At 62.8% G+C, this 23,336-nt stretch carries 17 protein-coding genes and 1 riboswitch; of the genes, 9 read left to right on the top strand and 8 right to left on the bottom strand.

The features are described from left to right. Window positions 1–98 precede the first annotated feature (98 nt). The 5 genes from ABWI03_RS26355 (at window position 99) to ABWI03_RS26335 (ending at window position 5,817) form a co-directional block, all read left to right on the top strand. Window positions 99–1,220, top strand: a complete 1,122-nt coding sequence (locus ABWI03_RS26355) for a DUF475 domain-containing protein (RefSeq protein WP_235171225.1) — start codon at window positions 99–101, stop codon at window positions 1,218–1,220. 229 nt (window positions 1,221–1,449) lie between these two features. Continuing rightward, window positions 1,450–3,444 carry a TerD family protein gene (locus ABWI03_RS26350; protein ID WP_095970792.1) on the top strand — a complete coding sequence of 665 codons (1,995 nt, stop codon included), beginning with the start codon at window positions 1,450–1,452 and terminating at the stop codon, window positions 3,442–3,444. Between the two features lie 2 nt (window positions 3,445–3,446). Continuing rightward, window positions 3,447–3,923, top strand: coding sequence for a GNAT family N-acetyltransferase (locus tag ABWI03_RS26345; RefSeq protein WP_298773527.1), 477 nt, complete (start codon window positions 3,447–3,449; stop codon window positions 3,921–3,923). A gap of 18 nt (window positions 3,924–3,941) precedes the next feature. After that, window positions 3,942–4,391: a GNAT family N-acetyltransferase gene (locus ABWI03_RS26340; RefSeq protein ID WP_124568991.1), complete on the top strand. Its 450-nt coding sequence runs from the start codon at window positions 3,942–3,944 to the stop codon at window positions 4,389–4,391. A gap of 64 nt (window positions 4,392–4,455) precedes the next feature. Further along, entirely contained in the window at window positions 4,456–5,817 is a 1,362-nt protein-coding gene (locus ABWI03_RS26335; protein ID WP_124568992.1) for a lipase family protein, read from the top strand. Window positions 5,818–5,835: 18 nt separating this feature from the next. Here ABWI03_RS26335 and ABWI03_RS26330 read toward each other — a convergent pair whose 3' ends face one another. The 3 genes from ABWI03_RS26330 to ABWI03_RS26320 form a co-directional block, all read right to left on the bottom strand. Further along, on the bottom strand, window positions 5,836–6,540 hold the full coding sequence (locus ABWI03_RS26330; RefSeq protein WP_095970789.1) for an MgtC/SapB family protein: 705 nt from the start codon (window positions 6,538–6,540) through the stop codon (window positions 5,836–5,838). Between the two features lie 9 nt (window positions 6,541–6,549). After that, entirely contained in the window at window positions 6,550–9,243 is a 2,694-nt protein-coding gene (gene mgtA / locus ABWI03_RS26325; protein ID WP_298773523.1) for a magnesium-translocating P-type ATPase, read from the bottom strand. A 343-nt stretch (window positions 9,244–9,586) separates the two neighbouring features. Further along, window positions 9,587–9,760: riboswitch (M-box (ykoK) riboswitch) on the bottom strand. 45 nt (window positions 9,761–9,805) lie between these two features. Continuing rightward, entirely contained in the window at window positions 9,806–10,390 is a 585-nt protein-coding gene (locus tag ABWI03_RS26320) for a TetR/AcrR family transcriptional regulator (protein WP_029254386.1), read from the bottom strand. A gap of 126 nt (window positions 10,391–10,516) precedes the next feature. Here ABWI03_RS26320 and ABWI03_RS26315 point away from each other — a divergent pair, with 126 nt between their 5' ends. From ABWI03_RS26315 to dszD, 3 genes are all read left to right on the top strand, one after another. Continuing rightward, the gene (locus ABWI03_RS26315) at window positions 10,517–11,620 is read left to right on the top strand and encodes an ABC-2 transporter permease (protein ID WP_200314468.1); all 1,104 of its coding nucleotides are present in this window, start codon (window positions 10,517–10,519) and stop codon (window positions 11,618–11,620) included. 15 nt (window positions 11,621–11,635) lie between these two features. Further along, window positions 11,636–12,109, top strand: coding sequence for a YbaK/EbsC family protein (locus ABWI03_RS26310; protein WP_019746727.1), 474 nt, complete (start codon window positions 11,636–11,638; stop codon window positions 12,107–12,109). A gap of 208 nt (window positions 12,110–12,317) precedes the next feature. Then, window positions 12,318–12,896, top strand: a complete 579-nt coding sequence (dszD, locus tag ABWI03_RS26305; RefSeq protein ID WP_283376459.1) for an NADH:FMN oxidoreductase DszD — start codon at window positions 12,318–12,320, stop codon at window positions 12,894–12,896. Window positions 12,897–12,948: 52 nt separating this feature from the next. Here the strand turns inward: dszD and ABWI03_RS26300 are convergent, their stop codons facing one another. Beyond that, on the bottom strand, window positions 12,949–14,394 hold the full coding sequence (locus ABWI03_RS26300) for an NAD-dependent succinate-semialdehyde dehydrogenase (protein ID WP_095970785.1): 1,446 nt from the start codon (window positions 14,392–14,394) through the stop codon (window positions 12,949–12,951). Between the two features lies 1 nt (window position 14,395). Further along, on the bottom strand, window positions 14,396–15,760 hold the full coding sequence (gene gabT, locus ABWI03_RS26295; protein ID WP_007727077.1) for a 4-aminobutyrate--2-oxoglutarate transaminase: 1,365 nt from the start codon (window positions 15,758–15,760) through the stop codon (window positions 14,396–14,398). 128 nt (window positions 15,761–15,888) lie between these two features. Here gabT and ABWI03_RS26290 point away from each other — a divergent pair, with 128 nt between their 5' ends. Then, entirely contained in the window at window positions 15,889–17,406 is a 1,518-nt protein-coding gene (locus ABWI03_RS26290) for a PucR family transcriptional regulator (protein WP_298773517.1), read from the top strand. Here the strand turns inward: ABWI03_RS26290 and ABWI03_RS26285 are convergent. The 3 genes from ABWI03_RS26285 to ABWI03_RS26275 all read right to left on the bottom strand — a co-directional run bounded on the left by ABWI03_RS26285 (window position 17,383) and on the right by ABWI03_RS26275 (window position 23,232). Next, window positions 17,383–20,574, bottom strand: a complete 3,192-nt coding sequence (locus tag ABWI03_RS26285; RefSeq protein ID WP_124568995.1) for an NAD-glutamate dehydrogenase domain-containing protein — start codon at window positions 20,572–20,574, stop codon at window positions 17,383–17,385. The genes ABWI03_RS26290 and ABWI03_RS26285 overlap by 24 nt on opposite strands. A gap of 127 nt (window positions 20,575–20,701) precedes the next feature. After that, window positions 20,702–22,390, bottom strand: coding sequence for a flavin monoamine oxidase family protein (locus ABWI03_RS26280; RefSeq protein WP_166812594.1), 1,689 nt, complete (start codon window positions 22,388–22,390; stop codon window positions 20,702–20,704). Further along, window positions 22,387–23,232: a carbon-nitrogen hydrolase family protein gene (locus ABWI03_RS26275; RefSeq protein ID WP_200314460.1), complete on the bottom strand. Its 846-nt coding sequence runs from the start codon at window positions 23,230–23,232 to the stop codon at window positions 22,387–22,389. The genes ABWI03_RS26280 and ABWI03_RS26275 overlap by 4 nt, the downstream gene beginning before the upstream one ends. Window positions 23,233–23,336 lie beyond the last annotated feature (104 nt).

Raw genomic sequence — 23,336 nt, 5'->3', positions numbered from 1 at the left:
GTAGTCTGTGGAACCCTCCCCGTTTTCACGTTCGGATGCGGTGAGAGACCGCTTGCAGTAACCACTCTGCATTGACCAACTAGAAAGGGCCACGCTCCGTGGTACTGCGAATATTCGGTTTATCCATCGCAATTTCGATCCTCGCGATGATCGTTGCGTTCATCTACGGCGGACCCGAGGCACTGTTCCTCGTCATCATCCTGTCGATTCTGGAAATCTCGCTTTCCTTCGACAACGCCGTCATCAACGCCACTGTTCTGCAAAGAATGAGTGAATTCTGGCAGAAGATCTTCCTCACCATCGGCGTCATCATCGCCGTCTTCGGCATGCGTCTGGTGTTCCCGCTCGTGATCGTCTGGGCTGCATCCGGTCTCGGACCCGTAGCTGCACTCGACCTCGCACTGAACCCGCCTGCGGACGACGCCGCGTACTTCGCCAACGGCGAGCCGAGCTACGAAACCATCCTCACCGACGCTCACCCGCAGATCGCTGCCTTCGGTGGCATGTTCCTGCTGATGCTCTTCCTCGGGTTCATCTTCGAAGAGCGTGAGATCACGTGGCTGTCCTGGCTGGAGAAGCCGCTCGCTCGCATCGGCAAGCTCGATCAGCTCTCCGTCGTCGTGGCCGGCATCGTCCTGGTTCTCAGTGGTTCTTTCCTCGCTGCTGACGACAAGGTTTCCACCGTCATGATCTCCGGTGTTCTGGGCATGATCACCTACATCGCGGTCAACGGACTGGGTGAACTGTTCAACCTGCCGGAAGAAGGCGAAGAGGAAGAAACCGCCAAGTCCGGCGGCCCCACGCAGCTCGCGAAGGCAACTGGCAAGGCCGGCTTCTTCCTGTTCCTCTACCTCGAGGTCCTCGACGCGTCCTTCTCGTTCGACGGCGTCATCGGCGCATTCGCCATCACGGCAGACCCGATCATCATCGCTCTGGGCCTCGGCTTCGTCGGCGCGATGTTCGTCCGTTCCATCACGGTCTTCCTGGTCCGCAAGGGCACGCTCTCCGATTACGTCTACCTCGAGCACGGTGCCCACTGGGCCATCGGCGCTCTGGCCGTCATCTTGATGGTGTCCATCGGCGTTCACATCAACGAGATCATCACCGGCCTGGTCGGTGTCTTCTTGATCGGCGCTGCTTTCATCAGCAGCCTCATTCGCAACAAGCGAATTGCGAACGACGATCCGAAGTTGGACGAGAACACTCCGGCAACTGTCTGACGTTCTTTTTTCGAAACGCCCGCGACCAATTAGTCGCGGGCGTTTTGTTTGTTATGACTGAATTGAAACTCTCTGCATTCACAGCCGCGCGCCAATTGTTCAGCCGCGCGCCAAATTCAGCCTGCGGGTGAACAATTGCCCTGCGGATTCGAAACCGCACAATTTTCGACCTACCCCGGCACAATCAAGAGGCGAAATCCGACTGTGCACAGTAATGAGGGGGAAAGTCGTGGAAGACCAGTTTCTGTCCAAAGGCCAGAACATCGAGCTCCCCGACGAACTCGATCAGATCGACATCGTGATCACCTGGGACAACTCGGAATTCGGTGTCGATGCCTCGGCATTGCTTCTGGGCGCCGACGGAAAAGTCAGGTCCGACGCGGACTTCGTCTTCTACAACCAACAGGAATCTGCTGACGGCTCAGTTCGATACCTCGGTCGCCGCGAAGCCGAATCCGGCCCGCACGAGCGACTCCTCGTCCACCTCGCTGCTGTACCCGATCAAGTCGACGCGATCGCTCTAGTGGGCAGCGTCGACTCCGGGTCCTTCGGCGACCTCGGCAAACTTGCGCTCCAACTGGTTGATTCCGGCGGCTCTCCTATTGCCGAGTACGTCACCGCCGACGCGTCCACCGAAACAGCATTCGTCTTCGGTCAGGTCTATCGACGTAACGGGAAGTGGAAACTTCGGGCAATCGGCCAAGGTTGGGCTTCAGGCCTCGCCGGGCTCGCCGAAGACTTCGGGGTCGACGTGAGCGAGGACGCACCCGTCGAGGAGCCTGGGCCACCTGAGGTGGAGGCACCCCAACCGATATCGGAACGGGAACCGTCAGTCACCGAGCCCTCAACGCCCACGAAGCCCGTCCGACAGCGTGGGGTTCGAACAGCGAAGCCCGTGCCCAAGAAAGCCCCACTACCCGAATTCAAGCACGCCGAGTCCGAGGCCTGGCAACCTGCACGACTCTTCTCTGTGATCGGCGTCGGAACCGGTGAGGAACAAGAGCGTCGAACGACGTCGGCATTGGTTTCCACGATGCAAGCGGTTCCCATGTTTGCGCGGGCAGTTTCGTCCCGTGTGGGGGCACCGGCCGGCTCGTTCGAGGGATACGTCGAAGTTCCCTACGTCAAAGGTGAATCTCGGGTGATCCCGGATGCGGTGTGGCGCATCGCCCGCGGAAGCCGACTCTGGACAGGCTTGCTCGAGGCAAAGACTGGAGCAGGCACCCACACCCGAGAGCAGCTCGAGAACTATCTCGACGTCGCCAAGAAGAACAAGTACGACGTCGTGATCAGCCTGTCCAACGACTTGCCTGCCGGCGCCGGCGAATTACCCGTCGAGGTGGACAAGCGCAAGCTCACCAAAGTTGCGTTACGGCATCTCTCCTGGGCAGAAGTCATCCACGAGGCACGGATGGTGCTCTCGCACGGCGGAATCGACAATCCACTGCAAGGTTGGATTCTCAGCGAGTTTCTCCGGTACATCGAACATCCCAAGTCCGGGGCCGCGGAGTTCGTCGACATGGGTCGGCACTGGGTATCGATACGCGATTCCGTGAGTGCCGGAACGCTCCGTCCTGGAGATCCGAAAGCAGCGGCGGTCGCTCAGTCGTGGATCGCGCTCGCGCGGAACCTCGCGCTGCGGTTCACCGCAGATCTCGGTGTCGTCGTCAAACACGTGTTGCCCCGACGGGTAGTCAACGATGCGGATGCGCGTACCGCGCTGACGGTCAACGAATTGGCGAACGACGGCACCTTCAGCGCCACCCTCCGAATCCCCGACGCAGCCGGAGAGTTACGGGTTACTGCTGATTTGAGAACCAACAAAGTGAGCTGCAGTACGACGGTTTCTGCACCCGACGAAGGTACTTCGGGAAAACGAGTCACCTGGGCTTTGCGTCAGTTGAAGAATGCTCCTGCCGACTTGTTGGTCGAAGCGTTGTTCACCGGCCCGGCCTCGTCGACGTGCGAGACCATTGCATCCGCTCGCGCAACGCCACGCCTGTTGACGGACGGTCAAGGCGGCCAACTCAGTTCATTTGTACTGACGCAGTCCTTCACTCTCGGCAGCAAGCGTGCGGGTACTGCTGCGAGTTTCATCAACAGTGTGACCAGTTCGGCCGAAACCTTCTACTCCGAAGTCGTTCAACCGCTCCGTGAATGGGTCCCCGCTGCCCCGAAAGCGTCCGATCTCCCTCGCGACGAACAAGTCGACAACGAAGACTGACAATGGACGAGATCGTCATACAGAACGCAACGGACGAGGACGCCGCGGAAATCCTTGTTCTACAACGCTGTTGCTGGGTCTCGGAAGCAATCTCGAACAACAGCATGGACGTACCCCCGCTCCACGAGGACCTACCCACGGTCCGAGCCTGGGTTCAGGAGTCGACGGTCTGGACCGCACGACGCGGCGGCCGGCTCGTCGGGGCCGTCCGCGGCACAGCCGACGGAACCGCATGGCAGATAGGTCGCCTCATGGTGGCGCCGGACTTGGCGGGCAATGGCCTCGGCCGACGCCTCTTGCAGCACGTGGAACAGAATGCACCCGAGCACATCACCAGTTTCGAGTTGTTCACCGGCAGCAAGAGCGCGCGGAACATTCGTCTCTACACCCGAGCCGGCTACGTCCCGTTGCCGCCGGATCCCAGCCACATCCCCGGAGTTGTCTACCTGTCCAAGCCGAACGTAACCGCCTCAGCTTGAACGGCAATACTGATGTGTGTGGTGAACATTCGCGTCGCAGCACAGACAGACTTGCCGTTCTTACGTGAGAACGACTCGCACATCGCAGACGAGGAACTCGTGTCGGTGGTCCAACGCGGCCGGATACTCGTCGCCGAGGACAGCGATAATCCAATCGGATGGCTCCGTTGGGGCCTGTTCTGGGACGAGATTCCGTTCATGAACATGCTGACCGTCCAGTCTCTAAACCGCGGCCAAGGCATCGGGAGCGCGTTGGTCAGATATTGGGAAACACAGATGCGCCGTGCGGGATATTCGACGGTCCTCACCTCCACACTCGCCGACGAATCAGCCCAGAACTTCTATCGCGCAATGGGATACGTCGATGCCGGAGTTTTGCTACTTCCCGGCGAGTCCTCCGAGATCTTTCTACGCCGAGAACTCGACACGGCGCCCGAGATGACCGATCCCCACATTACCCGCGAGTAATATATGGTGGTCGTCACACCGCGATCTCAGGGTGGGGCGTGGCACACCAATGTGGAGGACGAGTATGTCGTCAAGGGTCTTATCTCGCACAGTTGTCGGAGTACTCGCTGTCGCACTGACAGGCGTCGGCGCACCGGTAGCGCTCGCACAGCCGGCTCTTGCCCAGTCCCCTGATGACGGTTTCTACAGCTACGACGGCGCGACACCCCTCTCGTCGTACGCTCCCGGCGCAGTCCTCGAGACTCGCACCGTGCCGTACACGGTGCTCAACGTCCCGACCCCGATACAGGCAGTGCAGGTTCTCTATCGATCAACCGACGCCCTGGGACAACCGTCCGCCAACGTCACCTCGATCCTGCGCCCCGCCAACGCTCAACCGAACAAAGTTGTTTCGTACCAGTCCTTTTACGATTCTCTGAACCCCGACGACAGTCCGTCTCGCGCGATCGCGGGCAACACCCCGATCGGTGACTGGACGCCCAGCGGACGCAACTTCAACATCGGCGGTACCTTCACGTCCATCGAGGCAGCTTTGTTCGGGCCGCTCTTCGCATTGGGCTACACCATCGTCGTCCCGGACACCGAGGGCCCGGATGCAAACTTCGCTGCCGGACCCGAATACGGGATGATGACGCTCGACGCTCTGCGTGCCGCCCGCGATGTCCCGGAAACCGGAATCACCGACGACGCAGAGATCGCGCTGATGGGTTACTCCGGCGGAGCGATCGCCACCAACTGGGCTTCGATACTCGCTCCCGCATATGCACCGGAGATCAACGACAACTTGATCGGTGCCGCGCAGGGAGGCGTGCTGGTCAATCCGGCCAACAACCTTCGCTACGCGAGCGGAAGCATCGGGTGGGGCGGCGTGGTCGGCATGGCAGTCGTCGGCGTTGCGCGTTCGTACGACATCGATTTCGGGAAGTATCTCAGCGACCGTGGACGCGACGTCATGGCTCGACTCGAAGACGCGTCCATCGGCAATGTGCTGGCGCAATATCCCGGTTTGACCTGGCAGGACTTGGTCAAACCCGAGTACGCAGATCCCAATACGGTTCCCGAGTACGTCGATGTCGTGAACAAGATCAACATGGGCACTGCTGCGACACCGACGATACCGATGTTCATCGCGCAGGCAGCGAACGGAACCATCGAGGGCACCCAACCCGGCGGCCCCGGTGTCGGAGCAGGTGACGGCGTGATGATCACGGGCGACGTCCGCAGCCTCGCACGCAAGTACTGCGACGCCGGCCTGGCGATTCAGTACGACCAGTACGACACCATCAGCCACTTCCTCGGCGCCATGCTCTGGCTCCCCGGTGCGCTCGCTTGGGTCGACGACCGATTGAACGGCAAGCCTGCGCCGTCGAACTGCGCGGACATCGCACCGGGGAACTCTCTTGCGCCGCAGGAACATGCACGCTAGCTGACCGGGACCTCGAATCTACTTCGACGGCTCCACCTCCCACCGAACGTGAGTTACCAACGGTTCCAGGCTAAGCCGGCTGACGGCGGATTCCAGAAGTCCGTCGTCACGCTCCGCCGCAGCCAGTTCGGCCACCACCCGCACGCGGTCGCTGTCCGGGATGTCGAAGGACTGCACTGACCGCAGTTGGAACTCCGGCCTCGAAATGGACTGTACGGTAAGCCCTCTGATGTGGGCTTCGGCGTCACCGTGGCAGGTCACCTCGAAGGTGTAATCGGCCGGCGGTTCCTCGCGCCCGGTGCGGGCAGGCTGGTGATCCATCATCCGGCCCAACGGCCTCAACAATGTGTTCGCCAACATGATCGCACCGGCTCCGAACACCGCCACCCAGTACATTCCGCCGCCTGCCAGCGCGCCGACGGCGGCCGTGGCCCACAAGGTTGCGGCGGTGTTCAGGCCCGTGACCGAGGCTCCCTGCTTCATGATCACCCCGGCACCGAGGAAGCCGATCCCCGAGACGATCTGCGCTGCGACGCGCGTCGGATCAGCGTCCGGCCCCTCGAACCCGTACGCGCCCATGATCACGAAGAGCGTCGCACCCAAGCTCACCAACGCGTTGGTTCGCAGACCCGCCATCCTTGCGCGCCATTGCCTTTCGATCCCGACGGCAGCGCCGAGGACGAGCCCGAGCGCTATCCGCACAAGGATGACGTGGATTTCCACGGTGAACTCCTAGAGCCAGGTCGCGAATCGACGGATGAACATTCCCTTGGCCACCTGCGTGACGACGCAGTATGCCGCGAGAGTGAGGACCAGCCACGGGAAGTAGTTCCACGGCAGTGAAACCAACCCGAGGGAATGGCCCCAGGACGTGAACGGGAACACCAGCGCGAAGACGCAGGCAGCGCCCGTGCTGAGCAGTACCGGCAGCGAAGCACGCGACTGGATGAACGGGATCTTGCGGGTGCGGATCATGTGAACGATCAGCGTCTGTGAGATCAACGACTCGATGAACCAACCCGATTGGAACAACGCCGCATGCTCGGGAGAGTTGGCGGCGAACACGAACCACATCAGCGCGAAGGTCGAGATGTCGAAGATCGAACTGATCGGGCCGATGAACACCATGAACCGACGAAGGCTCTTGGTCTCCCACTTGCGTGGCTTCGCGAGGAAGTCGTCGTCGACACGGTCCCACGGGATCGTGAGCATCGAGAGATCGTAGATCAGGTTCTGCAACAACAGAACTACGGGAATCATGGGGATGAACGGCAGCAACGCACTGGCGACGAGCACCGAGAAGACGTTCCCGAAGTTCGACGACGCAGTCATCTTGATGTACTTCTGGATGTTTCCGAAGGTGCGACGCCCTTCGATGACTCCTTGTTCGAGTACGCCGAGGTCCTTCTCCAGCAAGATGATGTCCGCGGATTCGCGGGCGATGTCCGCCGCTGTGTCGACGGAGATGCCGACGTCCGCGGCCCGAAGTGCGGGTGCGTCGTTGACACCGTCACCGAGGAAACCAACCGTGTGGCCGACCCGGCGCAGCGATTCGACAATGCGTGCCTTCTGCATCGGATCCGTCTTCGCGAAGACGGTTGTCCGTTGCACCAACTCGTCGAGGGCGTCGTCGCTCAACGCTTCGATCTCGGCGCCGGACACAACAGTTCCCACGTCGATACCGACTTTGCCGCAGACGGTTTCGGCGACCAGTTCGTTGTCACCCGTCACCACCTTCACGGCGACACCGTGACTCGCGAGAGCTTCGATCGCCCCGGCCGCAGATTCCTTCGGCGGGTCGAGGAAGGCCAGCAACCCGACCAGGGTCATGCCCTCTTCATCGGCAGTTGAGTACTCGCGTCGCTGTTCGTCGACAACGACCCTGGTCGCCACCGCAAGCACTCGCTTACCCTGACCGTTCAGTTCGGCGACCAGTCGGTCGACTCGGGCCAGCCATCCCGGCGTCAGCTGGTGGGTCACCCCGTCCAGTTCAACCGATTCACAGACCGAAAGAAGCTCTTCCACTGCACCTTTGGTGACGATCAGATCGGCGTCACCGTGATCGACCACCACCGAGAGCCGACGACGCTTGAAGTCGAAGGGAATCTCGTCCACCAACCCGTGCAGACGCGAGATCTCCTCGATCACTTCGGGACCGGCGGCCTCGATCACCGCGTCGTCGAGAAGACTGCGCAATCCGGTCTGATTCACGGAATTGACTGCCGCGAGCCGCAACACGTCCTCGGACTTGCGGCCGGCAGTATCGAGATGTTCACCGAGAACGATGCGGTCCTCGGTGAGAGTTCCGGTCTTGTCCGTGCACAGAACGTCCATGGCGCCGAAGTTCTGAATCGCGTTGATCTGCTTGACGATCACCTTCTTGCGCGACATGTGAAGCGCACCCTTGGCCAGGTTCGCAGTCACGATGAGCGGCAACATTTCCGGAGTCAACCCCACTGCGGTGGCGACGCCGAAGAGTAGTGCTTGGCTCCAGTCCTTGGTCAGTCCGTTGATGATGAACACCGCGGGAACCATGATCAGCATGAATTTGATCAGCAGGTAGCTGACGCTGCGCACCCCGACGTCGAAGCTGGTTTCGGGTCGCTTGGAGGCCAATTGTGCTGTCATGGCACCGAAGTAGGTGCGCTTGCCCGTGTGCACCGCGACGGCGGTGCCGCTGCCCGACACGACGGAAGTACCCATGAACCCGATGTTCTCGGCTTCGAGCAGCCGATCGACGTCGATTCCCGACGACGGTTCCGCCGACTTCTCGGCCGGCATCGATTCACCGCTGAGCATGGACTGATTGACCTGTAGATCCTTGGCCCGAATGATGCGGACATCGGCCGGGATCATGTCGCCGGCGGCAAGCTGGACCACATCACCTGGCAGTAGTTGCTCGATCGGAATCTCCGCCGTGACCACGGTGTTGTTGATCTTGCGGGTGGCCGCGACGGTCGTCGTGACCATCGCCTTGAGCGCCTCGGCGGCGCGACTCGAACGGTATTCCTGCCAGAACCTCAGTGAGACACTGACAAAGATCATCAACCCGAGAGTGATGATGCCCTCGTAGGAGGGACCGTCCTCGGGGTCCGCCCAGACCACGTCGGTCCCCACCATGATCAGGGCGAGGAACACCAGGATCAGGATGAACGGATTCTTGAAGGCTTGCGCGAACTGCACGATCGCCGGTGCCGGGCGGTCGTGGCGGACATCGTTGCGCCCGTGTTGCCGACGAAGATCGTCGATCTGATCGTCGCGAAGGCCGTTGGCCGTCGTGGTCAGATCTGCGAGAACGGTGCGCGTGTCCGAAGCCGAGTAGTCGACCAATTCCTGTGCGCTTTCCTTGGCCAGGACCGTTGAATGTGCTTGTTGTGCGCTGTTTCTCGTGGGCCGTGGCCGCAATGCGAGAACGGAAAATGACATGACGAATCTCCTCGGCTGCCCGAACACGCCTGACCATGCCAGTACATGAGGGCAGCAGAATGCGCTGAGCGACAATGTAAGTCGTCAGCGGACGCGGCGAGCCGCGCAGATGAAACCGAGGATGCACAGAGTCAGTGGCTGAAGAGCAAAAGACCGGGGTGAGCATCGTCGGCAAGAACAGAAGGATGGGTCGAATATCGACTCGGCGGGTCGTCCACGATGGTCACCTCCTGAAGGTTAGGGCGTCCGATGACGCCACAATTGCGTGCGCACAGCACACGTCAGGAGAACCGAATATCGACGTACTCTCGCCTTCGCCGGAAGAAACCGGCATCAAGCTGCGAAAACACCTCCACGTCCGAGTTTTGGCACTGCACGACGTGTCCCGATCGAAACCGGGAAGCCACTTTGGATCACCCCTTAAGCCGGGGAGATCTGTCCTAACCTTGGGCGTCTCTCGACGTCGTGAGATCAGTGGCCTGTGTTCGTGCAGAAGCCTCACCTAACGAGGTACTGCACCCAGAGGGTAGTTCTCAAATCTGTTGCCTGTCAACCGAGCAACTCAGACTGCGGGCAATCCTGCCCGTGCGACGGCACCGGCGAAGAGTGCCGTCACGGCGGCACCCATGACGCTCTGATCAACTTCTTCCGGATCCACCGAGTGTTCGAGAACGAGCCCGGATATCAAGGCCATCAACGAGATTGCGGTGGTCCGTACATCGAAGGAATCGTCCACTCCCCATTCACGGGCACGTTCGCCGATCAACTCCACGAGTTGGCTGCGCAAGTGGCGACGCTCACGTAAGTACGCCTGAGCGATCTGCGGATCACGCCCGGCGAGCACTCCGAATTCGAGGACGAGCAGTGACCACCCCGGGTCGTCGACCATCCACGTCGCAATGGCCTCGCCACCTTTGCCCGCCGCATCGGCCGGGTTCATCCCGGCGATCTCGGCGAGCACACGGCCGGCCAGTTCCAGAGACCGTTGCGCGAACAGTTCTGCGAACAGATCCTGTTTCGACTCGAAGTTGGAGTAGACAGCCCCCTTGGTGAAGCCCGCTCGGCGAGCAACTTCAGTGAGACGTGCAGCACTGAATCCGCGCTCCGCAAACTCTTCCGCCGCAGCGTCGAGCAGTCTTTGCCGCACCACGTCGCGTCCGGGGCGGGTTACCGGCGTCCAGTCCGGTTGACGAGATTCAGTCACGATACCTAGAGTATTCAATACCTCGGGTATTGACAAGCTCTTTACTTTCGACAAGATCAGGACTCTTTCGTGACCACTACGCATCCGGCACACGCCGCACCAGACAACAGCTCCACCCACGACGAACACCACCACGACAATCTGCTCGTGAAGTACGGCGCACCCAAGGTGATGGCCGCGCTGTTCGTCGGCGTGCTCCTGCTGCAGATGGGCTTCATCCTCAGCTACGTCGCCGCCTTCCATCAGCCCACTCCGCGAGACATCGAAATCGCGGTCATCGCCGATCAGGGCACACCAGACGGTATGGACCAGCAGATCGCCGACAAACTCAACGCCATCGACGGCAGCCCGCTCGACGCTCAGGTGGTCGACAGCACGGCGACCGCTCGACGCATGATCAACGACCGCGAGATCCAGGGCGCGTTTGTCATCAATCCGGCCGGACCGGACACCCTGATCACCGCGAGCGCTGGCGGCAGCTCCATCGCGTCGTCACTCGAAGCGGTGTTCACGAAGGTCGAGGCGACGCAGGACCGACAGTTCGTCGTCCGCGACGAGATCCCCGTCGGAGCGCACGACAACCGCGGCCTCTCCGGCTTCTACCTCTCGGTCGGCTGGGTCGTCGGCGGCTATCTCCTCGCGGCAGCCATCGGACTGTTCATCGGTGCGCCGAAGACCCTCCGCCAGGCCGGCGCACACACGGGCGTGATCGCGATCTACTCGATCATCTCGGGAGCCCTCGGCGCCCTCATCACCTCACACGTGCTCGGAACTTTCGCCGGCCACTGGTTCCCGCTCTGGATCCTGGGAACAGCCGTGGTGTTCGGCACCGCCATGTTCACGCTCGGATTGCGCGCCGCCATCGGCGTTCTGGCAGTCCCGCTGGCCATCGCCGTCTTCGTGATCCTCGGCAATCCCAGTGCGGGAGGCGCATTCGGCTCCAACGTGATTCCGTCGTTCTATGCCGCCATCGGCCGATGGATCACACCCGGCGCCGGTACCGAAGGCGTGCGAAGCATCGTCTACTTCAACAACGTCGGCGTCGGCCAGCCTGCTCTGACGCTCTTCCTGTACGCGCTGATCGGTGCGGTCATGCTGTTCGGCTTCACGATCCGTCGTAACCGAAAGTCCACCGACACGACGCCGACTCCAGCTGTGGCGAACGCCGACTAGTCCTAGTCTGAACTCATGACGAGCCTCCTCCACCCCAACGCCTCGCACGTCGCCGAAACACTGATCTCGCGGGGTCACCACGGCGTCATCGTCACGCAGCCCGAAGCCACGCACACCGCGGCCGAGGCAGCGGCGGCCGTCGGGGTGGAGGTAGGCGCGATCACCAAGTCGCTCGTGTTCCTTCTCGACGACGACCCGGTCCTGCTGCTGGTGTCGGGCGCACATCAGGTCAACCTGAAGGCAACCGGAGAACGCCTCGAAGGCAAGCTCACGCGGGCGCCGCTGGAAATGGCGAAGTCGGCGACAGGTCAGCCGATCGGTGGGGTCGCGCCACTCGGGCATCCCACCAACCTGCCCACCTACATCGATACCGCCCTCGAGCAGTACCCCGAGTTGTGGGCGGCCGCCGGGCACCCGAACACGGTCTTTCGCACGACGTACTCCGAGCTCCTCCGAATCACCGCCGGCCTCGCCGTCGACATGGACTGACGCGCTTCAGCCAACCCGGTCCGAACCCACTCAGACGTGCGTCCACCTATAGTTGGACGCACCATGTGCACTGCAACCAGGACCCCGGCCGGTAACCACTGGCGTCGACGACACGTAGATCTGTGCCGCACCGACGCATGTCTGTGTATGCCGAGCGCAGTCACCTCGACCACACCGCACACCTCGAGTTCCAGCCGGAGAGTTCCCGTTGTCTGACAAGCCGAATGCCGTTTCCAGCCACACCACCCCCGACGTCCCCGAAGTAACGGCGACGCCCGAGTTGTCCACCGGCATCTGCGCCGGCGACTACCGCGCAGCGCTTCGCCGCCACCCCGCAGGTGTCACCGTCGTGACCCTCGATTCGGGTACCGGCCCGGTGGGTTTCACCGCCACCTCGTTCTCGTCCGTCTCCCTCGAGCCGCCGCTCGTTTCGTTCAACATCGCGGAGACGTCGTCGAGCATCAATGCACTCAAGGCCGCCGAGTCCTTGGTGATCCATCTTCTCGGCGAGCATCAGCAACATCTGGCCCAGCGCTTTGCGCGGAGTGCCGATCAACGTTTTGCAGACGAGTCACTGTGGGCGGTACTGGACACCGGGGAGCCGGTTCTGCACGGCACCCCCAGCTGGATGCGCGTCAAGGTCGACCAGCTGATCCCCGTCGGAGATCACACTCTGGTCATCGGACTCGTCACGCGGGTTCACGCCGAAGAGGACGACGAATCCGCTGCCGCACCCCTGCTCTACCACGAGGGCAAGTACTACCGCCCCACTCCGTTAGGTCAATAGACAACTGTGCGCCTTTATTAACCGCCCGCGGTTAATAAAGGCGCACAGCAAGTTAGAGCGCTACGTACTTGGTATCGAGATACTCGTCGATACCCTCGGTTCCGCCTTCACGACCGAAGCCCGATTCCTTGACGCCACCGAACGGCGCCGCAGCATCGGAGATCGCGCCGCGGTTGACGCCGACCATGCCGGTGTCCAGCTTGGCCGAAACGCGCATCGCACGGTCGATGTCGCGGGTGTAGAAGTACGCCACGAGGCCGTATTCGGTGTTGTTCGCCGCCGCGATCGCTTCGTCTTCGGTGTCGAAACCGACCACTGCCGCAACGGGTCCGAAGATCTCTTCCTTCAGCAGGCGCGCATCGGCGGGCACCTGGTCCAGAACGGTCGGGGTGAAGAAGAAGCCGGGGCCTTCGGGTGCCGATCCACCGGTGCGAACGCGAGCACCCTTGGACACGGCGTCGTCGACGAGTCCGGTGACGGTTGCGAGCTGCTTGGTGTTGATCAGCGGGCCGATGTTGGTGCCCTCGGCGTCACCGGCGCCCACCTTCAAGGCCGCAACCTTGGCGGTGAACTTGTCGGTGAACTCCTCGCGGACGGAGTTGGCGACGTAGATGCGGTTGGCCGCGGTGCAGGCCTCGCCGCCGTTGCGCATCTTCGCCAGCATGGCGCCGTCGACAGCTGCGTCGATGTCGGCGTCGTCGAAGACGATGAACGGCGCATTGCCACCGAGTTCCATCGACGTGCGGAGCAGCTTGTCAGCGGCGTTGCGCACCAACAGCTTTCCGACGCCGGTGGAGCCGGTGAAGGTGACCTTGCGCAGACGCGAATCCTCCATGAGCGGTCCGCTGATGGAGGCCGCATCGGACGTCGGGAGGATCGAGAGCACACCGTCGGGCAGACCGGCGTCGGCGAACACCTGACCGAGGAGCTGCATGGTCAGCGGCGTGTCCTCGGCGGGCTTGACGATGATGGTGCAACCGGCAGCCAGCGCCGGCCCGATCTTGCGCGTGCCCATCGCGAGCGGGAAGTTCCACGGCGTGATCGCGAGAACCGGTCCGACGGCTTCCTTGGTGACCAGGATACGACCGTTACCGGCGGGAGCCTGCGTGAAACGTCCACCGATGCGAACTGCTTCCTCGCTGAACCAGCGCAGGAATTCGCCACCGTAGTTGACCTCACCACGGCTCTCTGCCAACGACTTACCCATTTCCAGGGTCATCATCAGCGCGAAGTCCTCGGCGCGGGCATGCAGCAATTCGAAGGCGGTGCGCAGGATCTCGCCGCGTACACGTGCCGGAGTGGCCGCCCAGTCTTCCTGCGCCGCAGCGGCGAGGTCGAGCGCGCGGATACCGTCGGCAGCGGTGGCGTCGGCTACCTGGGCGAGCTCCTCACCCGTTGCCGGGTTGTAGACCGCAAAGGTCTTCTCGGCCGGGACGAGCTTGCCGCCGAGCCAGAGACCCTTGGGGACCGAGTCGAGAAGATCCGAGACGTTGGACATGTCAGTTCCCCTGTGCTGCAGTGCGGATGGCGGTCTCGAGGACGGTCAACGCGTCGTCGAGCAGCTCTTCGGAGATGACCAGCGGCGGGAGCAGACGGATGACGTTGCCGTAGGTACCGCAGGTGAGGATCACGACGCCGGCAGCGAGGCATTCGGCGGCGATCTTCTTGGTGATGTCTGCGTCCGGCTCCTGCCCACCGGGCTTGACCAGCTCGATGGCGAGCATGGCGCCGCGGCCGCGAACGTCACCGATGACGTCGAGTTCCTTTGCCAGTGCGTTCATTCGGCCGACGACGGTCGACTCGATGGTGCGTGCGCGGCCACAGAGGTCGAGCTCACGCATCTGGTCGATGGACGCCAATGCAGCGGCGCAGGCGACGGGGTTACCGCCGTAGGTGCCACCGAGGCCGCCGGGGTGGACGGCGTCGATGAGCTCGGCGCGGCCCGTGACAGCGGCGAGCGGCATGCCGCCTGCGATGCCCTTGGCGAGCGTGACCAGGTCGGGCACGATGCCCTCGTGATCGCTGGCGAACCAGGCGCCGGTACGAGCGAAGCCTGCCTGAACCTCGTCGGCGATGAAGACGACGCCGTTCTCCTTGGCCCACGCGACGAGCGTCGGGAGGAATCCTTCTGCGGGAACGATGAATCCGCCCTCGCCCTGAATGGGCTCGATGAGGATGGCGGCCGTGTTGGCAGCGCCGACCTGCTTCTCGATCATCGTGATAGCGCGCTGTGCGGCCTGCTCACCGGTGATCTTGGAGCCGTCGACATTGAGGCCCTCGCGGTACGGGTAGGACATCGGGACGCGGTAGACCTCGGGGGCGAACGGACCGAAGCCGCTCTTGTACGGCATGGACTTCGAGGTCAGTGCCATCGTGAGGTTGGTGCGGCCGTGGTACGCGTGGTCGAAGACGACGACTGCGTCGCGACCGGTTGCGTGACGGGCGATCTTGACTGCGTTCTCGACAGCTTCTGCGCCGGAGTTGAACAGCACGGAACGCTTCTCGTGGTCACCGGGGGTGAGTTCGGCGAGACGCTCGGCGACCTCGACGTAGCCCTCGTACGGAGCAACCATGAAACAGGTGTGGGTGAAGTGTGCGACCTGATCCTGAACTGCGGACACGACGGCAGGGTTGGAAGCGCCGACGCTGGTCACCGCGATACCGGCACCGAGGTCGATCAGCGAGTTGCCGTCGACGTCGACGATGACTCCACCGTCTGCGTCGGCGACGTAGACCGGAAGGGTGGATGCGACGCCGGCGCCGACGACCTTCTTACGGCGTTCGGCGAGCGCAGCCGAGCGCGGGCCCGGGAACTCCGTGACGATGCGACGCTCCTGCGGAAGCCGGTATTCGATTGCACTCATGTGACCACCCTCTCGGTTGTGTATTGCATTCGAGTATGCGACGCGCGAAGCATCGCAAGCACTGCCGAAATGGATACCCGGAGCTTCGGGGCTACTCCATATCGGCAACGACAGCTAGCCTTGATCAGGTGACGGTTCCGATCTCGTGGCTCTTGCGCCAGAAACACCTCTCGCTGGCTCTGCTCACCGACCGAGCAGCTGCCACCCACCCCGTCACGTTTGCGCAGGCCACAGAGCTGACGGACCCCACACCCTGGCTTTCCGGCGGCGAATTGGTGCTCACCACCGGGCTGGCGCTGGTGGGCGCGGACGCCACCGACTACAGCGAGTACATCGACCGTCTGGCCGCCGCAGAAGTGTCGGCTCTGGGTTTCGGGACCGGCCTTTCCCACGAGAGTGTTCCCGCAGACCTGATTGCCGCCGCCCGCGGTCGCGGACTCCCCCTGCTGGAAGTGCCGTTCACGACCCCGTTCGCGGCGGTCACGCGCGCGGTGATGACTCGATTGAGCCAGCAGGAATACGAATCGGTACTCCGCGCGGCAGAAGTGCAAACACGCATCACCCGCGTTGCACTGCGTGGTGGCGTGTCGGCGATCGTGCGTGAACTGGCCACGGCCACAAAAACTTCCGTGGCGTTTGTCGGTGATCGGATCACCGCGGTGCATCCGGCGAACCAGAAGTCGTTGATCACCGAGGTTCGTGCGGTCGCGGCCACCACCCGCGATCCCAACGCTCCGGCGTCGATCTCGCAGAGCACACCCGAGCGGACGCTGACGCTGTCACCCGTCGGAGTGACCGACAGTTGGCACGGCTACCTCGCCATGGCGGGAGCCGGGCCCCTGAGCAACATCGACAGGGTGCTGCTCGGACATGCCGTCTCGCTGCTCACCCTCGAACTCGAGAAGCCGGTTCGCCTGCGGGCCGAGCGAACCCGACTCAATGCCATGGCTTTCGGGCTTCTGCTCGACGGCCGAATCCCCGAGGACGGTGTGCCGTCGTACCTGGACGAAGCGAGCGACACACACGGCAACGTTCGCCTCGTCCACGTTCGCGGATCCGGACTCGGCCCCGTCCTTCGCGAACTCGACAACGCTCTCGCCCGGGCAGGTCGGCCACTGTTCGCACAATCCGAGGACGGCGCGCTGACCGTACTCCTTCGCGGAACCGACACGATCGACACGGCCAAAACGCTACTGGCGCAGCTCTCCCCCACCGAAGCGAAAGCTGTGCGTGCCGGAATCAGCACCCCTCACCGCCTTCTCGACGCACCCCGCGCACTCGTCCAGGCCCGCGCCGCGGCCAACCTCACGACGGCCACGGCGCGCATTCTCGAGTTCGACGCTCTGAGCGGGTCGACAATTCTGGCGTCCGAGCCTGCCCGCGAGGCACTGATCGCAATGGCTGCGGACACCATCCCGGTGTTGACCGAACACGACCAGACACACGGGACGGCCCTGGTCGCGTCGTTGCGCGCCTATCTCGAGGCGAACGGCCAATGGGAGTCGGCGGCAGCCGAACTCGGTGTTCACCGGCACACCCTCCGAGGTCGCATCGCGCGCATAGAAGAACTGCTGCAATGCGACCTCGGTCAGGCCAGGGTCAGAGCTGAACTGCTGCTCTCACTACTCGCCTGGGAGGGCCGCTGAGCGCTCCGCAGCGTGCACCGAAGCGAAGCTGGACGCACCGCGAACGAGCAGTTCGAGTTCGGCGTCGACCGTGCACAGTCGTGCCGTGTCCAGCGCTCCGCTGCGACTCACGCTCGACATCAAAGCCGTGAACCGGCGCACCGCTTGCGGATTGGCGGCGGTCCACAACTCGACTACGTCCGGAACACCTTCACCGAGTGCTCCGGACACGAGATCCGCGAAACGCGCCGTCAACCTGGCATGCACGGCGGCGCTTCCCATGACCTCCCAATGCGAGGCACCGACGGCAACGTCGACGCCTCCGAGAACATCACCCAGGTCGAGAGCGTCGGAGAGTTCCCGGTAGATCGCGGCAGCGGCCGCGACCGTCGTATTCTCCTGCAAGGCAATGTCCGCCAGGGCGAGCGCTCCGAAGGACGCCTCGATACGGTCGCCGGCCGACAAACCTTCGGTGAGAGCTCGCACCGGAGCTGCCCATCGATCGATGTCGGCGCGCGGGTTCACGGTGAAGCGTCCGGCAGCGCCCGGGCGGCGCAACACCCAGCTCATCTCGGATTCCAACAACTGCTGCAACCGATCGAGAGCCTTCAACTGCTCGGTGGCACTGCGATCCGAGTTCAGGATTTCGCGTCGAAGGTCCTCGGTACCAAGCACTTCGCTGACCACCGCGTAAGCGAGAGCCGCTTCCGGACTGCGAACTCCGAGATGTTCCTCGAGCCGGAACAGCACGCCGGGGCCGACGCGGTTGACCAGTTCGTCGACCACCGAGGTGATGATGATGTCGCGACCCAACCGGTGTGCACGAACTGCGTCCGGTGCGGCCTCGACGACGGAGAGCGGGAAGTATTCGGCAAGGCGACCGGCGAAAATCTGATTGTCCGGGACGGTCGAGGCCCCCAATTCCGCTGTCAGCACGTTCTTCGACTGCGCCACCAGCACAGCAAGTTCCGGTCGAAGCAGACCCTGACCGGCACGCGCCCTGACCGCCAGCGCCTTGGCGTCGGGCAGAGATTCTTCCAGTCGCTTCATGGCACCCGCCGAGACCAGGTTCTCGATCAACCGCTCGTGCTGATCGAGCAGTGCGGGAGCTCGGTGCTCGGCCAGGCTGATCGCGAGGGTCTGATCTTCACTGGCCTCGAGTACTGATGCGGCCACCTCGTCCTGCGCCGCCGCGAGCAGCTCGTTGCGCGCAGTCGCGTCCAACTCTGCGAGTGCGATCTTGATGTTGACTTCACGGTCCGAGGTAGCAACGCCGGCGGCGTTGTCGATGAAGTCGGCGTTGATTCGGCCACCGCCAGCGGCATATTCGATGCGAGCACGCTGGGTGAAACCGAGGTTGCCGCCCTCACCCACCACCGTCGCACGCAACTCGTCCGCGCTGACGCGAACTGCGTCGTTGGACGGATCGGCCGCGTCGACGTTGCTTTCGGTCGACGCCTTCACGTAGGTACCGACGCCGCCGTTCCACAACAGGTCCACCGGAGCGCACAGGATCGCTCGGATGAGTTCCTGCGGGGTCAGCTTCTCCTCGGTGATTCCGAGGGCCGCACGCGCCTCGAGCGGAAGGCGGATCGACTTCGCGCTGCGCGGCCAGACGCCACCACCCGGCGACATCACGGTGCGGTCGAAGTCGTCCCAGGACGAGCGCGGCACGGTGAAGAGTCGAGCGCGTTCGGCGAACGTCGTCTCGGTGTCGGGGGTCGGGTCGATGAAGATGTGGCGGTGATCGAATGCCGCGACCAGACGGATCTTGCGCGAGAGCAGCATTCCGTTACCGAACACGTCGCCGGACATGTCACCGATGCCCGCGACGGTGAAGGGATCGGTGTCGACGTCGAGGTCGCGCTCGGCGAAGTGGCGTCGTACCGCTACCCAGGCGCCGCGAGCGGTGATGCCCATCGCCTTGTGGTCGTAGCCGGCCGAACCGCCGGAAGCGAAAGCGTCGCCGAGCCAGAAACCACGCTCGACGGCGATGCCGTTCGCGACGTCGGAGAACCGTGCTGTCCCCTTGTCGGCAGCCACGACGAGGTAGGAGTCCTCACCGTCGTACTCGATCACTTCGGCCGGATGTACTGCTGCGCCGTCGACGATGTTGTCCACCACGTCCAGCAGGCCGCGAATGAAGGTGCTGTACGACTCCTGCACCTGCGCCGGAGTCGGTGACGACGTGCCTCGAACCACGAACGCGCCCTTGGCGCCCGAAGGAACGATCGGCGAATTCTTCACGCTCTGGGTCTTCATGAGACTCAGAGCCTCGGTGCGGAAGTCCTCGTATCGATCCGACCAACGCAGGCCACCACGGGCGACGGAGGAACTACGCAGATGCACGCCTTCGACATTGGGTGCGCTGACGTAGATCTCGCGGAAGGGAACGGTCTTCTGCGGAGTGGAGAGCAACTGCGAGTCGATCTTGAACGACGCGTACGGCAGCGGTTCGCCACTCTCACCGCGCAGGTACCAGTTGGTGCGCAGAGTCGCCTGCAGGAACGAACGCACGCCGCGCAGAACACGGTCCTCGTCGAGAGTGTCTGCACCGTCGACTGATTCGTCGATGGCTGCCGTTGCGGTAGCCACAGCTGTCTCACGCACACCCGCCACGGCGGGGTCGAAACGCGCGGTGAAAAGTTCGATCGCCTGCCGTACGAAGAGTGGCTTCGCTGCCAACACTCCGACGATGTAGCTCTCGGACAAACCGATACGAGCCTGAGCGAGGAAACGGCACGCAGCCCGCAGCAACTCTGCATCGCGCCAGGTGATGTCTGCTCGTCCGATCAGACTGGAGAACGCGTCCATCCGGGTCTGTCCGGCGATGACGGCTTCGAAGGCGTCCGCCATCTTCTCCAGCGCACTGCCGTCGAAGGTGCTCGGCTCGAAGGTGAAGTAATGCGCCGAACCCAGAACGGTCGGAAGCGGGCGGTGCGTCGAAACTCGGAGTCCGAGAGACTCGAAGTTCTCGCACAGATCGGAGAGGGAGGGCTCTCCGGACGGCCACAGCACCACGCAAGTCAGATCGTCACTGTTCTGGTTGTCACCCTGACGGAAGACGAGTCGCTGGCCCGCTGCGGCCAATTCGGCGACCAGTTCGAGCGCCGGGTCACCGGATCGATCACCGCCTGCCGATCTCGATTCTGCAGCTGCGGTCTTGGTCGCCGATGATGTGCTCGCCATTGAACACCCTCCTGGAAATTATTGGATCCGAACACTTTCCAGTGTTGCGTGGATCACCGGAAAGAGGTCGTGCCCGATAGGAGTACCAACCCCCATCGGGCACGACATTTCGGCAGTTGCGGTGAGCTCAGTCGCCCAACCTGATCGGAGCGAGCTCCTCGAACACGTCGCCGGGTCCGGGGTTCTCGGTAGGCGCAGCGCCGCCGAGATGGTTGACGACACCCCACACCGCGTTGATCGCGGTCTGGATCGCGCCCTCGGCCCAGCCGGCGGTCCACGACACGTCGTCACCGGCGAGGAAGATTCCCCGATGACGCGGTTCGAGATCATTCTGCACGAAGTGCGAGAACAGGCGTTCCTGGTAGCGGTAGTGCCCCGGAAGATTCGCCTTGAACGCACCCATGAAGTCGCGCTCGGTCTCCCACGACAGCGTCACCGGGCTCGAGATGATGTGGCTGCGGAAGTCCACGCCCGGGTAGATCTCTTCGAGAGAGCGCAGCATGATGTTCATGCGCTCGGTGGCGTCGAGCGCCAGCAGCTTGAGCGAGTCGTCCGACCAGGTGTACGACAAGCAGATCAGGCCGGGCTTGCCCTCACCTTGATCGAGCAGGTACGTGCCACGACTCATGCGGTCGGTCAATGTCATCGACACCGAATCACGCCCGGTCTCGGGATCCTTGTCCTTCCAGAACGGGCGGTCGACGAGCACGAACACCTTGGTCGAACCCATGTAGTGAGTCCGCTCGATCGCAGTCCAGTGGTCGATCGGGAACAGGTCGTCGTCACACCTGATGTTGTTGAGCAGCATCCAACTCTGCACTGTCACAACGGCACTCGCATAGGTACGAATGAACCCGTCGGAGTCGGTGACCGTGATGTTGCCGGGCTCGGTACGGCGGAGTTCGGTGACGCGGGGACGGGTCTTGCCGTCGTTGAGCGAAGCGACCGTCGTACCGGCAGGCCAATGCGCCATCTGCGCCGGGGCGCGGTTCCACAACCGCATCGGCAACTGCTGCGATCCACCCACGATGCCGCGATGGTCGTCGTCGGCGGCCGTGATGACCACACGAAGGATTTCGAGGATCGAGTTGGGGTAATCGGTATCCCAACCGCCCGTACCGAATCCGACCTGCCCGAACACTTCCCGCATGTGGAAGGACTTGAAGTGCTTCGACGCGGCGAGGAATCCGTAGAACGTCTGGTCGTCGTAGCGCACCACGAGGTCGTTCCAGATCCGCTTGATTTCTGCGGTGTCGCGGTCACGAATGGCCTGCTGCAACGGAATCAGATCTGCATGCTCTTCGAGAGTGCGCTGCCAGGCCTGCGCCACCTCGGTGTAGATCGGCGGCAGATCCTCGAGAGTGTGCGCGTAGTGGCTCTCACCCTTGAGATCGATGACCGTGCTCGGTGTGACCTCGGCAAGGGGATTGGGGAACTCTTCGGTCTGCAGACCCAGTTCGTTCAGGTAATGGAACAACGTCGTCGACGACGGCGGGAAACGCATTGCGCCCATCTCGGCGACAACCCCGGGGTGCCCGTCGAACTCGACCGACCGCATCCGGCCGCCGATCTGATCGGCTTCGTAGACAATCGGTTTGAGACCGATCTTGAGCAACTCGTAGGCCGCGATCATGCCGGAGAGTCCGCCACCGATCACGGCAACCTCGGTACCCAGTGCCAGGTCGGGCACCGAGCCGAGTCCCGCCGGACTGGAAACGTAGTCGTCGTACGGGAACGGAAAATCCGGTCCGAACATCGTGAGGGGCGGCTGCTTGCCGGGTTCCGAGGAACTGTCCGGAGCTACTGGGATGGTCATCTACGGTTCTCCTTGGAGACAGTCGTGACAGGAAGGTCTGGATACAGATCGAGGCGTCGATCGTCGAGATGTGTATTGAGAGTGCGCGATTGCGCGACGGTGGCGGCGGCGATGTCCGCGAAGAGCAATTCCTGGTCGCCGCCGGCCCTCGCCAACTCGGCACCGTCTGGTGCGATGGCGCACGAGAGACCGCAGTAGGTCAGCTCGGTTTCGGCACCGCAGCGATTGACGTAGGTGACGAACATCTGACTCTCGTAGGCGCGGGCCGGAACCACTTGCTGCGCAATGTGTTCGTAAGGAGTCATCAAGCCTGTCGGCACGATGAGCCATTCGGTACCGGCGTCGGCGTGTGCCCGAACCGCTTCGGGAAACTCCACGTCGTAGCAGATCAACAATCCGCAGCGGATACCCTCGAAATCGAACCCGACCACCAAGGTCTCACCTGGCCGAAAGTGCTCACGGTCGAGCGTGCCGAACAGATGCGTCTTGCGGTAGTGCGCAAGCGAGGTGCCGTCGCGGCCCACCACCTGCACACTGTTGTAGACATCTCCCCCGTCGAGTTCGGGGTAGCCGTAGACGATTGCGATGCCCGCACTGCGAGCAATCTCGGCGACGGAATCGAAGATCGGGCCGTCGGCCGGTTCCGCACGCAGCGACACCAGTTCGCCGATGTCGTAGCCGGTTGCAGACATCTCCGGGGTCAGAAGGATCCTCGCGCCGGACTCAGCAGCCTCACGGGCAGCGGTGTCGATCGCAGCGAGGTTGAACTCCACCGACGCAAAGGTGTCCGGTGTAGTGAGCGGACCTTGGAACAGGCCAACTCGAACTGAATCGACATGCATGGTGCGCTCCTTCAGGAGTTCCGTGACGCCAATTTTCGACGGTGTGTGTGACGGGGACAACTACCAGCGTGACGGGTGCCGCCAATCATGTCAACTCTTGTTTC

This window comes from Rhodococcus baikonurensis (genome assembly GCF_040489275.1).
Classification (GTDB): Bacteria; Actinomycetota; Actinomycetes; order Mycobacteriales; family Mycobacteriaceae; genus Rhodococcus_F; species Rhodococcus_F baikonurensis.
The sequence above is the reverse complement of the archived record's forward strand: the minus strand, read 5'-3'. Positions and strand labels throughout refer to the sequence as shown.